Source organism: Enterococcus florum (genome assembly GCF_004309355.1).
In the GTDB taxonomy this organism is placed as follows: Bacteria; Bacillota; Bacilli; order Lactobacillales; family Enterococcaceae; genus Enterococcus_A; species Enterococcus_A florum.
Genome location: NZ_BJCC01000034.1, coordinates 19,670 through 34,166 on the forward strand (window position 1 = coordinate 19,670; position 14,497 = coordinate 34,166).

Here is a 14,497-nt window from a genome sequence, read left to right on the forward strand (position 1 = left end):
GTACCCCTCCTATACGTCTCTTTGATTATACCCAAAAATTCCTAGGGATGTCAGAACAATCGAAAGAGCGATCATTGCCACTAACCAATGCAAGGATAAAGAACCGACAGGCACTTTGTCTGTCCAACCTAATGGAGAAAGTTTTTGCCAGTCATCTGAAAGATTCAGCAACGGCGAAAAATAGCGGCCTGCAAAGCCAATCGCTAAATACCCCCAAAAGAGCATCGTTCCTCTTGGCAAAATCCCTACCAAAAAGGCGGCCAGCCCTAAGAAAGACAACACAACCAAGCAATTGACCCCAAAAGTTTGCCAGTAATAGCCAATGTCCAGCGAGTACGCTAATGCTTGTTCTCCCGCCAACGCCATGCCTAGTATTGAAGCACCAAGCACTAGCAAAGCACCCACGGCAGCTACGATATAATGACTTAAAAAAAGCTGAGTCCTTGAGACAGCTTTAACATGAAGCAGCTCCAAGTATCCTTTTTCTTCATTCTTTTTGAGAGAAAAAATAATCATCGCCCCGCATAGGACTGCCATCAGACTGAAGATGACACCTAAAATGTTGATATAATTTAAAACGATCGTTCGGTTGGCATTGTTGACGGCACTGACACCTAAAACGGCCTCATAGGTTGGATTGACCTTCAATATATCACCTACACTGTTAAAGACGGAGCCATAGCCCGCGCCTAATACCAGTGAACCAACGATCCAACCGATCAATCCATTTCGTTCGATACGAACCTGCAACGCTAGCGTACTCCGCAGCCAGCCGCGTGCTGTTTTCCTGCCGCTGCGAATCGGCAACAGACCGCTGCCTAAATCACGAGAACGAATGGTTACAAACATGCCGACGAAAAGCAGCAGGCTGCTCGCTCCAAGTAAAGCGACTGACCGCCAGTCATTTTCTTGGTACACCCCTGCCTTCGTCAGCCAACCAAAGGGAGAAAGCCAGGAATAATCCGGATCAGTCACATCAGTAATCATTCGAACGACATAGGTGACAGCGAAAACCAAATAGCTGAGCAGATAACTTTGACGACTGTCATTGCCGATCTGAGCTGCCAGCAGACCTACAAAGCCATACAATATTCCTATAACGACCAGCAATACCGCAAACAGACTGTCACCAGCTAAACTGCTGTCCTGCAAGTCAGCAACCCGCAGCGAAAGAAAATAGAAGCCTCCCAGTAATCCATTGACGATCACTAATTCCAAGATTCCCGCAGTCAACGGCGCATGTTTCCCGACAGCCTTCGAACGAACCAGCTCTAAAATCCCGCTGTCTTCCTGCTTTCGGGTACTGCCGATCGCCAGTTGAATATTCAGGATAACTACAAAGATGCCCATGAATATCAGCATCATTGCGGCCAACAAGCCAGCCGTTGTAGACAATTGCTGATCGCTGAAAGCACCAAATAGGGTCACCATCGCCGGCGAGCGCATCATTTCCTTGATTGCTGCAATTTCATCTGCCGTACCAAAAAGGTCATTGAAATACAGTGCGATTCCGGCAAACAGCCCTACCAATAAAACCAGCCAAATCAAAATCAATACTCGGTTTTGCTTCAGATTGGCCTTCAACAGGATGCCTGCTCCTTTATTCATGCTGTGCACTCCCATCTTTGTAGTAGCTCAAGAAAAGATCTTCAAGTGTCGGTGGTGTGCTTTGCAAGGAAAGAATCATTTTTTTCGACAACAACGTCATCGTTTCAGCTAATCTGTCCTGTTCAACAAAAAAATGAGCCCGATGATCCGTCTCAAGAACAAGCTGATGAATCCAAGAACATTCTTCAAGATCCCGCAGCGCCTCTTGCGTTTCCACCGTGATTTCCAACCGCGTTAGATGACGCATCTCTGTCAGATTGCCCTGTTCGATGATGCTTCCCTCGCGAATAACGACGATTCGATCGCACATTTTTTCGACCTCCGAAAGGATGTGGCTGGAAAGCAACACACTTTTCCCGCTTTCCTTCAAACGCAGAACCTCTGTTTGAAAGGCTTGTTCATTTAGAGGGTCTAAGCCTGACGTCGGTTCATCGAAAATATACACGTCAGCCTCTTGGGACAAGGCAGCGATCAGCGCGACCTTTTGCCGATTGCCCTTTGAATAGGTGCGTGCCTTTTTACTTGTGTCCAGCTGAAACAGTTTGATCAAACGTTCAGTTTCTGGGCTCCGCTGTTGCTGGTTTAGACGCAGCAGCAGGTCAATGATTTCTCCTCCAGTCAAATTAGGCCAAAGAAAGACATCTCCAGGTACGTAAGCAATCCCTTTGTGAATCGCCACATCTTCTTTCCATACGTCCTGACCGAAAATTTTGGCTTCTCCACTGTTGATCTTGAGCATGCCCAACAGCACTCGGATCGTCGTGGACTTCCCAGCACCGTTCGGACCGATAAATCCTAAGATTTCACCTTTGTTCACAGTAAAACTGACATCCTTCAACGCCTCAAACTTACCAAATCGCTTCTTTACCTGGTTTAATACGATCACTGCTTCTTCCATTTTACCGCCTCCATTGACTCATCAGTCAATATAAGTGTACTCCCGATTGACTGGTGAGTCAATAGAAAATCGTACCGCCTCTTCACTTGACTTCCTCACGCAGTAATTTGAACATCATCTTTAAGTCTCCCTGTCCAAGTGGATCATCCGGGCGTATCGTCACAATCAAAAGCCGATAACTCTGAGTCATCTCACAAGTTATCGGCTCTGCTTCTTAACATCTAGGCCTGTAATAGAGGACTAAATTCATTTTTTGGTACATTGTCGAGTATTTCTTTTTGCGCTCCGCATAGAACAATGGAAAGTTTTGAAGTTTAGGTTCATCCTGCATTTTTATTCTGGCATACAGAACACAGGATCGATGCGTCATTATTTGGTCTAGGCAACAATTAAAGGCTTATTTCGTAACCCATTCAATGGGTTTGCCTGCTTCTATTGTTCCGGGGCCAACAGGAGTAATGTCTCCTGTTTCCGGATTGGTCGGCTGATCAATGTAGTACATATACCCCTTCTTTCCATACCTTCCCAGTTTGGTTTGGTCGTAGTAGTCACTATCCATGCAAATATTGACCGCTCTTACGGCAATTGCTACTTCATTACTGCCCTCAAAAAGTGCCTGTTCCCATAAATATTCACACTCAATATTCAAAAAGCACTCTTTGATTTGCGGCGCATGAACCTTGGCAGCTTTCTCTACCGTAAGCCCCGAAGCGGTGATTTCGTCTGTTTCAAACTGGTTATTCCCAATCGTTTTAACACAGCGATCATACCTATCGATTGAAGGAAAGTTCAATACGCAGGCTTTCGTTTCTTTCAGGGATTGATACATATGCCCGTCTTTATTGACTTTTCCCAATATACAGATAAAGTTTTCCAAGCCACTTCCCATAAAACTAGACCAAGAGTGCAGACAAGCATTTTCCTTGCCATTGGATTTCCAACCAGTCACTACAAAAACCAATTGCGGCATGGATGTAACAAAATCATACCAAGACAAGTTGCCGCAACATGCTGCGTATTGTTCAATCTCATATCCAGCAAGCTGCTCAGGTCTATCAAACATTGAAATTTCTTTTTTCATAACAAAAGCCCCCTTCGATTTTAGGTAGTTTTAGCTTAGCATGAGGAAGACGACACCTGTATGTCCTATTACTCATAGTGAGCGAACATATTTTTTGCATGTTGGCGGATGCTATCAACTAAGTCTTGCGGCTCTATAACCTTTACGGCATCACCATAACTTAGTACCCATTGCAGTAAGTAGCTGTAATTAGTAAACACGTTTTCAAACCGTAATTTGCCGGATTGATCATCAAAGGTTACACATTCAAGCCCATACTCATCAATCAGTCGATATTTTACGTGCATGTCAAAAAGCGCGACTAGCTTGATATCGTCGCGCCAAATAGATGCGTCAAAATCAAGTGCCTTTTCTGAAATATACCTTTCCTCATAACTGGTTTTTAGCTTTTGCAACTCACTTAGACGATTCAGTTTGAAAAGTCTAAAATCTTGTTTGGCAAGACAGTAGCCATAAACGTACCAGGCAAACCACCTAAACATAATAAAATAAGGCTCAATAATGCGTTCGCTTTCTCCCTTTTCAGAATAATAGTGGAATGAAATGAGTTCCCGATGGGTAATCGCCATTTTTATCACGTCAAATTTTTCTGACAAGCTCTCTTGATAAAATGAAGTTAAATCAATCACCACTCTATTTCGATCGTCCAGGATACTCCCCTTTTCACTCGTGAGCTTTTCCATCAAACGTTGAGTAACACTGTATTTTGAAATAGTATCGATGCTTTTAAGCCCCATAAAAATGGCACTCACTTCTTTTTCTGTCAATAATGTTTTATCAATTTTGTACCCTTCGGCAATGGATAGTCCTCCCCCATATCCTTGCATGGATACAACAGGAATGCCAGCTTTACAGATCGTTTCAATATCCCGTTGGATCGTCCGCTTTGAAACCTCAAACCGCTCTGCTAATTGTGATGTTGTAACTTTCTCCTTTTGCAACAGAATTGTAATAATTCCGATTAGACGGTCTATTTTCATCTACTCACCTCACGAACGATTGTATTCTTTTTATTGATCGATTTTCTCTAATGCCTGCGCTAAGTCGCCAAGCAAATCTTCTGTCTCTTCAATCCCTACGGATAAGCGAAGCAGCCCTTCTGTGACGCCCTGCTTCTCCCGTTCTTCCTTTGGTACACACGCGTGACTCATGGTGACTGGATAAGAAAGAATCGATTCTACACCACCTAAACTGACTGCAGCAATGGGCAGCTTCACTGCATCCGCAAACGAGTAAACAGCCTGTTGATTGGCCAACTCAAATGACAGAACAGCGCCACCATTTTTCGCTTGCTTTTGATGGATCGCGTATCCAGGATGACTCGGCAGCCCGGGATAATACACGTTTCTCACCTGTGGTTGCTTTGCCAAGAAATGACTGATTGCTTCAGCGCTCTGACAACTTTGCTGCATTCGCAGACCTAATGTCTTCATTCCTCGCATAATTAGCCAACAATCCTCCACCCCTAACATGCTGCCGAGCACTTTCTGCTGCAACTTGATTTGCTCCGCCCATTCTGGATCATCAGTCACGACTAAACCTGCCACCACATCACTATGACCGTTGATAAATTTAGTAGCACTGTGGATCACAAGATCGACTCCTAGCTCCAACGGTTTTTGCAGCAGCGGCGTCATAAACGTATTGTCGATAATCGTGGTCAGCTGGCTTTCCTTAGCGATCGACACGACCGAAGTTATATCGGTGATCTGCAGCAGAGGATTGGAGGGGGTTTCTAAATACAGTGCCTTTGTATTTGGTCTAATTGCCTGCCGCCATTGGTCAAGGTCGGTCTCATCGACAAAGCTTACCTTGATACCAAAACGCTGCAGCACCTCGTTGACCAGCTGAAAAGTCCCGCCATAAATACTTTTGCCCATCACAAGATGGTCTCCCCGGCTGAAGCTTAGCAATACAGCCGATATCGCCCCCATGCCAGAAGAAAAAGCAGATGCAAAGCGCCCGCCCTCAATCGAAGCGATCCCTTCTTCCAATGCTCGCCTTGTCGGATTGCCAAAGCGAGAATAGGTGTAGGGCTGATCCTGCCTGATCGATGTTTGCTTAAAGGTTGAACATTGATAGATAGGAATCGATGATGCCCCAGTTTGTTCATCGAAAACCTCGTATCCATGAATCAGTCTTGTGTTGTCTCTCATTTAAGTCCCTCCCCTTCAGTCAATCTGATTCTACCATTAAAAGAAACCGTTTTCTTCCATTATGGAGAGGTTTTTAGCAGATTTTTAGTCGACTATTACTTAAAGGCTCACTGCATCAAAAAAGCCTTGAGCTCCATCCGCGGGCGTCTCAAGGCTTCGGTGTTATGTTGTTTCTAAATCATGTAAAAACAAGCCGCTTAATAGTTTTGGTTCGAACCAAGTCGATTTTGGCGGCATGATTTTGCCCGCATCGGCAACAGATAATAAGTCAGACATCGCAGTTGGGTACATTGAAAATGCCAGTGTCCATTCCCCGGAATCCACTAATTTTTCCAACTCGGCTGTTCCTCGAATGCCTCCGACGAAATCGATTCGCTTGTCTGTCCGAATATCCTTGATCCCAAATAGCTGATCGAAAACGTAGCGTTGCAGTAACGCCACATCCAACCGTTCCACAGGGTCATCAGAAACACTTTCGGGCTTGATCGTCAAGGTGTACCAAGCATTCCCATCGTAAAGCTGAACCTGGCCTGCTGCTGCAGGGGTTTTGACTCCGCTTTTTTCGACTTGATAGTGCTTGGCTAAGCCCTCCCAAAAATTCGCTGGCGGCGCAATCTTCAACACTCGGTTGTATTCCCAGATCGCCAACTCCTCATCCGGAAAAATAATGGAAAGAAAGCGACTGCTTTCCGGACTTTCCTGTCCGTTTTTGCGTTTTTCCAGACCCACTTTGACCGCTGATTCGGTCCGATGGTGGCCATCGGCGATATATAAGGCATCCACTTGATCAAACGCTTGCTGCAGCTGCTGGATCACGGCTGGATCATCCATTACCCATACCTTGTGGGTCACGTCATGGAAGCTGGTAAATTGGTAAACGGCTTTATGGGTAGCTTTCCAGTCATCCATCAATCGCTGAATCAAGTCATTCGAACGATAACTCAAAAAAATTGGACTGGTATTGGCATCACAGGCCTTGATATGATTGATTCGGTCTATTTCTTTTTCTGGGCGAGTAAACTCATGCTTCTTGATCTTCCCCGCTGTATAGTCGTCAATCGAGGTACATGCGGTCAATCCGGTCTGACTGCGGCCGTTCATGGTCAATTCATACAAGTAATAACATTCTGTTGTTTCTTTTTTCAACCAGCCCTGCTGCAGAAAATCCGCTAGGTGATCAGCTGCCTTTTGATAGACCTGCGGATCATATGGGGAAATATCCTCTGGAAGATCGATTTCTGCTTTGTCGATGTGGAAAAAACTGTAGGGATTATCGGCAGCCAGTTCCTTCGCTTCCTTAGAGTTCACTACATCGTAAGGCAATGCTGCGACTTGTTCTGCCTTCTCCTCTGCTGGACGAATCGCCTTAAAGGGGCGTACATAGACCATTAATAGCCCACCTCCGTATTTTTGATCGTGCGAACCCGAATGACTCCCTCATTCTGAGCCAATTTGTCAGCGATTGCCTGAATTTTTTCAGGGTCAGTCTCGTCGACATCCACTAGGGTATAGGCATGATCATCCCTCCCTCGATTGACCATGTTCGCGATATTCACATCCAATGAAGCGATATCTGAAGCAATCTGTCCTAACATATTGGGTACGTTTTTATTGATCACTGTGATTCGGTAAGGTGCATCGAAGGCCATTTCAACCGTTGGAAAATTGACAGAACGTTTGATGATTCCGGTTTCTAAGAAACGCTTCAATCCGCGAGCTGCCATCTTGGCACAATTAATCTCAGCCTCTTCCGTTGAAGCGCCTAAATGTGGAAGAACCGTAATCTTGTCGACGTTTAGCAGTTTTTCTTCAGCAAAATCCGTTGTATATCCGCCAATTTTGTCATTAATAACTGCCTCTAATATAGCATCTGTGTCAACGATCTCTCCACGAGCAAAGTTGAAGAGCTTTGCAGTCGATTTCATTTGAGCAAGCTCTTCGGTGCTGATCAAATGATGTGTTGCATCAGTCAACGGTACATGGATCGTGATAAAGTCACAATTGGTCAACACTTCTTTGATATCCATCGCCCGTTTTACACGGCGAGAAATGCTCCAAGCGGTGTCAACTGAAACATAAGGATCGTAGCCAGTGACCTCCATGCCTAGACGATAGGCATCGTTGGCAATCATTGCTCCGATCGCCCCAAGTCCGATCACGCCTAGTTTTTTGCCTTCCAGCTCAGTCCCGGCAAATTGCTTTTTGTTTGCTTCTGCCTGCTCTTCGACATCCTCGCCGGTGAGTGTTTGAACCCATTGGATCCCTTGCACCATCGGACGAACAGAAAGCAGCAGACTTGCTAATACCAGCTCTTTGACAGCATTGGCATTGGCACCTGGTGTGTTGAACACCACGATCCCTTTTTCTGTACACTCACTAACGGGAATATTGTTGGTTCCCGCGCCGGCTCTGGCAACAGCTAAAACAGAATCAGGAAATGCGTAATCGTGCAGTTTTTGACTACGTAAAATGATCCCATCAGGTGTTTCGCTTTCATTGATTTTATAGTTTTCTTTATCGAAACGCGTCATTCCCTCTGGAGCGATCGCATTGAATGTTTTGATATGAAACATTTATTTTCCCCCATTGTCCTGTTCAAATTTTTTCATGAACGCGATGAGTGCATCCACGCCTTCAATCGGAAAGGCATTGTATAAGCTTGCCCGCATGCCGCCAACGGATCGGTGCCCTTTCAGGTTCTCGAACCCGGCAGCCAAAGCCTCTGCATTAAACTGCTTGTCCAGCTCTGCATCGCCAGTGATGAACGGTACATTGGTCAAAGAACGGCTGTCTTTTTCGACCGGACTTTGGAACAATCCAGATTCTTCAATTGCTTGATACAAACGACCCGCTTTTACTCGATCTTGTTCGGTGATGCCGGCAACGCCGCCTTGTTCCTTGACCCACTCAAACACCAGCTTCGCGATATAAATGGCAAAGGTTGGAGGTGTATTGTACAACGAATGATTGTCGGCCTGAAGCTTGTAATCCAGCATCGGCGCAGCGATCTCAGTTTGGCCCAGCAAGTCTTCTCGCACGATGACGACTGTCAACCCGGCAGGACCAATATTTTTTTGCGCCCCTGCATAGATCAATCCAAAATCCTCAACCTTGTAATCATTTGCTAAAATATTCGAAGACATATCAGCGACGATCGGTACAGCACCGCAATCTGGAATCTTTGCAAAAGCCGTTCCTTCAATTGTATTGTTTGTTGTGATATGGACATACGCTGCCTCTTGATCGATCGTTTCTGGAAGCTCTGGAATATACGTGAATTGTTTGTCTTCGCTTGAGGCGATCACTTCAACCTCAACACCAAGAGCCTTCGCCCCGCTAATCGCTTTTTTCGACCATGAGCCGGTATTTACATACAATGCTTTCTTCCCTTGAGCCAAATTCATCGGCACCATCGTGAATTGCAGGCTTGCTCCGCCTTGCAGGAAAAGCACCTGATAATGATCTGGAATCGCCATGAGCTCTCTTAACAGCTGTTCAGCGTCTTGAATGATCGCTTCAAACCAGGAGGAACGATGACTCAACTCCATCACCGACATGCCGCTGCCCTTATAGTCCAGCAGCTCGGACTGTGCTTTCTCCAACACCGCTTTAGGTAGTACGGCTGGTCCAGCAGAAAAATTGTAAATTGTCATATTTGTTCGCTCCTTCACTAAGATGTGATGACAATTATAACAGAAGTTTTAAAATGATAAAAGTCTAATTTTAGTACCATTCGGCTGTAATTTGATTTTTTTGCATAAATTTTCAATATTTTTTACATCTCAATTTTCATTCCTCGGATTTTTGCTCTTGTTTAATAAGAAGAAAGTCGAAAGATTTCTCCTTCGACTTTTCCGCTTCCTGTTTTTATGAGGCCACGTGTTGGATAATTTCAGCTGCAATTTCTTTCGGGCAGCGGTTCGATGTATCTACAGTCAAACGAGCCAATTTTTCGTACATTTTTTCGCGTGCGTAAAAAAGATTTTTGATTTCGCTGTCTTTCTTATGGGTCGCGTTTGGCCGAATGTTTTCTTTGTCTTTGCGAATGCGATCGATCAAGATTTCTGGGTCAGCCTTCAAGTAAACCACCATCTTATCAGACAACACCTTCTGGTTTTCCTCCTGCATAATGACTCCGCCGCCAGTAGCGATCACGGATTTTTGGTGAACGGCTTCTTTCAGCAAGGCTGTTTCATGCTGGCGGAAAGAGGCTTCTCCGTATTTTTCAAAGTATTCGCTGATGGAGCCGATCCGTTCTACCAGCACATCATCCATGTCAACGCGTTGGCAATCTAAGATTTCTGCTACCTGTTTACTGATCGTGGTTTTTCCGGCACCCATAAAGCCGATTAAAATAATTGATTTCATCATACATTCTCCTATTCTCTGTTTTATCCCGAATTCTGTTTTGATTCTATCTGATACACCTGAACTGTCGGCTCATCCAGCCCCGTCATCCTTTCGCCAACGCGTATGGATCCCCTTCTTTTTATGGTCCACTCGCTTCGCTTGTATACGATCTTGTGTCACGTGATTCCCTCCTTGGATACAAAAAGACTCATCATAGATTGAAAATCTACAATGAGCCTTCGCCTAAAAAGGAAAAATAAAAAGCCACTATAGATTTTCATCTATGTGGCAGAAGTCAAAAGAAATTTCTCTAGCCATCATAGATACAAACGTGTCGTCTGTACCCATGATTGCATGAATACAAACCTATCTAAAATAGCTAAAGTAAAAATTATTCAGTTGTGCAGTCATTTTATTCATCATTGATCTCGCTCCAAACTGATTGTTCTCTAATGTTATTCTCATTCTAGAGATTGTCTTTTGATTTGTCAACTATTATTTTGTAAAAGATTTAAAAAAATTTCATCAAACGAATCGTTGCGGTTCTGCTGCCCACAGAGCGGAGCAAATGCTGTCGATGCCATGAAGCACCAAACAGCAGAAAGAATCCCCAGTTATTCTAGCGTGACATACTCTCGCAATTCATTCAAAGGGACAGACATGATCCGGCTTTTTCCGATGTCTTCAACAATCACGATTCTGATCTTGTCTCCTCGAACCTTTTTATCATGGGTCATCGCTTGAAAAATCTTTTCTTCGTCCCACGGTTGATACCGTGCAGGCAAACCAAAGGCCTCGACCATCTCAATCAGCTCTTGGGTCAGGTTCCTTCGGCTTAGTGCTTTTTTTCAGTCACCCCGGTCATTTGGACCATGCCTAAGGCCACTGCCTCGCCATGGCTGATCATTTCATAGTTTTGACTCGCCTCTAGCCCATGACCGATCGTGTGTCCGAAATTCAGCAGCAAACGCTGTCCCTGATCGAATTCATCTTCCTCGACCAATGCTTTTTTGACCTTTAAAGCCCTCAAAATAATATTCTCACTGTATCCTAGAAGAATCTCCAGACGATTGGTTTTTTGCAGCTCTTGCCACAGATCGGCATCACGGATCATCGCACATTTAATGACTTCAGCCATGCCTTCAGATAGACGTTTTTCTGGCAAAGATTCTAAGGTTAAAGGATCGATCAATACTCCGTCCGGCTGAGCGAAGGTACCTATCAAATTTTTGGCCTTTTCACAATTGACGCCGGTCTTGCCGCCGATGCTGGAATCCACCTGTGCCAAAAGCGAAGTAGGAATTTGAATAAAGGACAATCCCCGCATGTAGGTCGATGCCACAAAGCCGGTTAAATCTCCAATCACACCACCGCCTAACCCAATGAGTGAATCACTGCGGGAGAAGCCTTCATCAGTCAAAAAATCATAGATCTCTTCGGCCGTCCCCAGGGATTTGCTTTTTTCGCCGGCAGGTACGACATGAGAAACAACTTCAAATCCGTGCCATTCAAGGTATTGAGTGACCGTGCGACCGTAAATCGGGAACACATTTTCATCACTGATCAAAGCGATCTTGCGTTTGCTCCAAATCTCAGAGACCCAGGCACCGACCGTTTCCAGTGCCCCCTTCTTCACGATGATGTCGTAACTTTTATTGGCTAAATGAATGGTTAACATACGATTTCCCCCTTGGTTAAGCTTTTGATCTTTTGCATCGCTTCGACAAGTACTTCCACTTCTTTCATCATTTGCAGGTAATTCTTTTCATTCAATGACTGATCGCCATCCGACCAAGCATTCAACGGATCAGGATGGATCTCGACGATCATGCCGTCGGCCCCGCTGGCAACCCCTGCACGTGCCATCGGCGACACCAGATCCCAAATACCAGTTCCATGACTTGGGTCAACGATCACTGGGAAATGACTCAGCTTCTTCATCAATGGGACTGCACTCAGATCCAACGTGTTGCGCGTCGCTCGTTCGTAGGTACGAATGCCGCGTTCGATGAATAGGATATTAGAATTTTGCTGAACCGCGATGTATTCCGCTGCGTTTAGCCATTCCTCGATCGTGCCAGAGATCCCGCGTTTGAGGCCAATTGGTTTTCCTGTTTTTCCAACAGCCTCCAACAAACGGAAATTTTGCATGTTGCGGGCACCGATCTGAATAATGTCGGCGTATTCCGCAACCACATCAATGTGGGCTTCATCCATCACTTCAGTAATGACTTTTAGCTCGTAAGCGTCTGCTGCTGCCCGCATGATCTTCAATCCCGTCTCCCCTAATCCTTGGAAAGCGTAGGGAGAAGTTCTAGGTTTGTAGGCCCCGCCTCGTAAAATTTTGGCTCCGCCGGCGTGCGCCATTCTAGCAGCTTCCATGATTTGTTCTTCTCCCTCTACTGAACAAGGACCGGCCATCGTAACGAAGCTGCCATCGCCGATTTTAACACCGTCAACATCTACAACCGTGTCTTGCGGATGAAATTCTCTTGAAGTCAGCTTGTAGCTGTTTGAGATTGGGACGACTTTGTCGACGATCGGGTACTGCTGGAAAGAAACGGAACGTAAAATCTCAGGATCTCCCAAGAGCCCTAACACAATCCGATTCTCGCCATGGTTGATCTGAACGTCCAAGCCTGCACGCTTGATTCTATTGATAATGGGAGACAATTCCTCTGTACTTACTTCTGGTTTCATAATAACGATCATGATAATTCCTCCTAATTTTTTAATTGATCATAAGTGACGACTAATTGATTTTTCTCAGTGCCTATTCTGACGTCTCAGATGCTTGCACTGCTTGGCTGCCTCCAAAAGATCTGGAGGTCGTGCTGCGTATAACCCTGTGATAAAACGCGCTGTCTTTTCCCGAATCCGTGTTTTCCATAACACTCCCTCCACATACAAAAGGCTCATCATAGATGAAAAATCTACAATGAGCCTACCTCTGCAAAGGAAAATTAAAAGCCACTATAGATTTTCATCTATGTGGCAAAAGTCATCTTAAAACTCTTTAGCCATCATAGATACAAACTGCGTGTCGTTTGCATCCATGATTTCATGAACACAAACCTATCTAAAATAGCTAAAGTAATAGTTATTCAGTTGTGAAGTTGTCCTTGTATTCATGGTCTCCACTCCAAACGTTTTTGTTTTTCTTTGTTTAAGATGGTGTTTATTCTAGAGACTTGTTCATGGAATGTCAAGCGTCATTTTGCCCTTTTGTAGTTTAAATCACAAGAGAAAGTTAGGCAGCTTTTTCTGAAAATAAGTGCAGAGGAAATGGAAAAAGCTATATATATCAATATTTTATCAAAATGATAAATCTTGTTTATCGATCGACATCCAGCCTAATAAATAACACAAAAAAATAAAAGAAAAAAACCAAAAATCGGCAAATGACCGATTTTTGGCCTCTGTGTTCGTCTTATTTCAATTCTAAATAAGTAATCTCTTCATTCGTCAATTTGACGTGCTGGGTTTTCAAACTGGAAAGCAGCTCATACTTATTCCGCGGCCCGATCGAGGCAAACACATCAAAACGATCAGCCAATACATAGGCTAACGCAATGTTTACCGGTTCGACTCCTTTTTCCTTAGCCAATTCTTGGACACGAGCTAATTTTTGGAAGTTTTCTTCCGTGAAAAAGGCTCCTTTGATATCCTCAGGCGCTTCAGCCTCCATGTTTTCCCACAGGGGAACAAAAAATCCAGCGCCTTGGGCCCCCCAGCTCATCACCGTGATCCCCAAGTCATTGTTTTGTTTGACGTAATCAGCATCCACATAAACCGCCTTGTACCAGCGTGGTTTCTTGACAGTAGCCAGCGTGTACGAGGGACTGTTCAAAGTGATTCCTGCGTATCCTTTTTTCTTACAGTAGGCATTCGCAGCCGCAATCCGCTCCAACGACCAATTGCTGACTCCGTAAACAGTGATCTTTCCTTCCTTGCGATGCTGTTCAAACCGATCCATCAACTCTTCTACCGGCACGTTTTCGTTGTCTCGATGCATAATGTAGATATCAAAGTGCGACACCCCCATATTTTTCAGGCTGTATTCTAAATCCTCAGTGATGTAATCTGCCCCTACACGACTTTGATCCGGGTACTGAACATTGTTTTCGTCCACATAATGATGGCAAGCCTTGTTGACTAACAGCAGCTGGTCACGATTGCCTCGCTGCTGCAGCCACTTTGTGATGACCTGCTCTGATTTTCCCCCATTGTAAAATCGGCCTGTGTCGATCACATTTCCACCTTCAGCGACATATTGATCCAACAAATCGAAAATCACCGCTTCATTTTCTGGTCCGAACCAGCCGGTACCTAAAGCAATACGAGCGACTTTCGTGTCTAATCCTTTGATCTGGCAATACTCCATCAGACTTCTCTCCTTTTTGA

At 44.8% G+C, this 14,497-nt stretch carries 11 protein-coding genes and 1 pseudogene; all 12 read right to left on the reverse strand.

All coding sequences use genetic code 11. The features are described from left to right. Positions 1 to 9: 9 nt before the first annotated feature. The gene (locus tag NRIC_RS16995; RefSeq protein ID WP_146623910.1) at positions 10 to 1,608 is read right to left on the reverse strand and encodes an ABC transporter permease; all 1,599 of its coding nucleotides are present in this window, start codon (positions 1,606 to 1,608) and stop codon (positions 10 to 12) included. Then, a complete protein-coding gene (locus tag NRIC_RS17000) occupies positions 1,601 to 2,506 on the reverse strand; it encodes an ABC transporter ATP-binding protein (RefSeq protein WP_146623911.1) in 906 nt (301 codons plus the stop codon). Before NRIC_RS17000 ends, NRIC_RS16995 begins: the two co-directional genes overlap by 8 nt. A gap of 397 nt (positions 2,507 to 2,903) precedes the next feature. Next, a complete protein-coding gene (locus tag NRIC_RS17005; RefSeq protein ID WP_146623912.1) occupies positions 2,904 to 3,587 on the reverse strand; it encodes a flavin reductase family protein in 684 nt (227 codons plus the stop codon). Between the two features lie 68 nt (positions 3,588 to 3,655). Then, entirely contained in the window at positions 3,656 to 4,567 is a 912-nt protein-coding gene (locus tag NRIC_RS17010; protein WP_146623913.1) for a helix-turn-helix transcriptional regulator, read from the reverse strand. A gap of 30 nt (positions 4,568 to 4,597) precedes the next feature. Continuing rightward, complete coding sequence (locus NRIC_RS17015) at positions 4,598 to 5,743, reverse strand: trans-sulfuration enzyme family protein (protein WP_146623914.1); 1,146 nt, start codon at positions 5,741 to 5,743, stop codon at positions 4,598 to 4,600. A 162-nt stretch (positions 5,744 to 5,905) separates the two neighbouring features. Beyond that, positions 5,906 to 7,132: a DUF1015 domain-containing protein gene (locus NRIC_RS17020; RefSeq protein ID WP_146623915.1), complete on the reverse strand. Its 1,227-nt coding sequence runs from the start codon at positions 7,130 to 7,132 to the stop codon at positions 5,906 to 5,908. After that, entirely contained in the window at positions 7,132 to 8,316 is a 1,185-nt protein-coding gene (locus tag NRIC_RS17025; RefSeq protein ID WP_146623916.1) for a phosphoglycerate dehydrogenase, read from the reverse strand. Before NRIC_RS17025 ends, NRIC_RS17020 begins: the two co-directional genes overlap by 1 nt. Beyond that, entirely contained in the window at positions 8,317 to 9,396 is a 1,080-nt protein-coding gene (serC, locus tag NRIC_RS17030; RefSeq protein WP_146623917.1) for a 3-phosphoserine/phosphohydroxythreonine transaminase, read from the reverse strand. It lies immediately after the preceding gene. A gap of 214 nt (positions 9,397 to 9,610) precedes the next feature. Next, on the reverse strand, positions 9,611 to 10,111 hold the full coding sequence (locus NRIC_RS17035; RefSeq protein WP_146623918.1) for a shikimate kinase: 501 nt from the start codon (positions 10,109 to 10,111) through the stop codon (positions 9,611 to 9,613). A 596-nt stretch (positions 10,112 to 10,707) separates the two neighbouring features. After that, positions 10,708 to 11,771: pseudogene (gene aroB, locus NRIC_RS17040) on the reverse strand (3-dehydroquinate synthase). Further along, the gene (gene aroF, locus NRIC_RS17045; protein ID WP_146623919.1) at positions 11,765 to 12,805 is read right to left on the reverse strand and encodes a 3-deoxy-7-phosphoheptulonate synthase; all 1,041 of its coding nucleotides are present in this window, start codon (positions 12,803 to 12,805) and stop codon (positions 11,765 to 11,767) included. The pseudogene aroB and the gene aroF overlap by 7 nt, the downstream one beginning before the upstream one ends. A 718-nt stretch (positions 12,806 to 13,523) precedes the next feature. Then, positions 13,524 to 14,477, reverse strand: a complete 954-nt coding sequence (locus tag NRIC_RS17050) for an aldo/keto reductase (protein ID WP_146623920.1) — start codon at positions 14,475 to 14,477, stop codon at positions 13,524 to 13,526. Positions 14,478 to 14,497: the final 20 nt, after the last annotated feature.

Bases quoted from the DNA above. Each gene is read 5' to 3' on its own strand.
- NRIC_RS16995 (WP_146623910.1), bottom strand. From the start codon at position 1,608: ATGAATAAAGGAGCAGGCATCCTGTTGAAGGCCAATCTGAAGCAAAAC.
- NRIC_RS17000 (WP_146623911.1), bottom strand. From the start codon at position 2,506: ATGGAAGAAGCAGTGATCGTATTAAACCAGGTAAAGAAGCGATTTGGT.
- NRIC_RS17005 (WP_146623912.1), bottom strand. From the start codon at position 3,587: ATGAAAAAAGAAATTTCAATGTTTGATAGACCTGAGCAGCTTGCTGGA.
- NRIC_RS17010 (WP_146623913.1), bottom strand. From the start codon at position 4,567: ATGAAAATAGACCGTCTAATCGGAATTATTACAATTCTGTTGCAAAAG.
- NRIC_RS17015 (WP_146623914.1), bottom strand. From the start codon at position 5,743: ATGAGAGACAACACAAGACTGATTCATGGATACGAGGTTTTCGATGAA.
- NRIC_RS17020 (WP_146623915.1), bottom strand. From the start codon at position 7,132: ATGGTCTATGTACGCCCCTTTAAGGCGATTCGTCCAGCAGAGGAGAAG.
- NRIC_RS17025 (WP_146623916.1), bottom strand. From the start codon at position 8,316: ATGTTTCATATCAAAACATTCAATGCGATCGCTCCAGAGGGAATGACG.
- serC (WP_146623917.1), bottom strand. From the start codon at position 9,396: ATGACAATTTACAATTTTTCTGCTGGACCAGCCGTACTACCTAAAGCG.
- NRIC_RS17035 (WP_146623918.1), bottom strand. From the start codon at position 10,111: ATGAAATCAATTATTTTAATCGGCTTTATGGGTGCCGGAAAAACCACG.
- aroF (WP_146623919.1), bottom strand. From the start codon at position 12,805: ATGATCGTTATTATGAAACCAGAAGTAAGTACAGAGGAATTGTCTCCC.
- NRIC_RS17050 (WP_146623920.1), bottom strand. From the start codon at position 14,477: ATGGAGTATTGCCAGATCAAAGGATTAGACACGAAAGTCGCTCGTATT.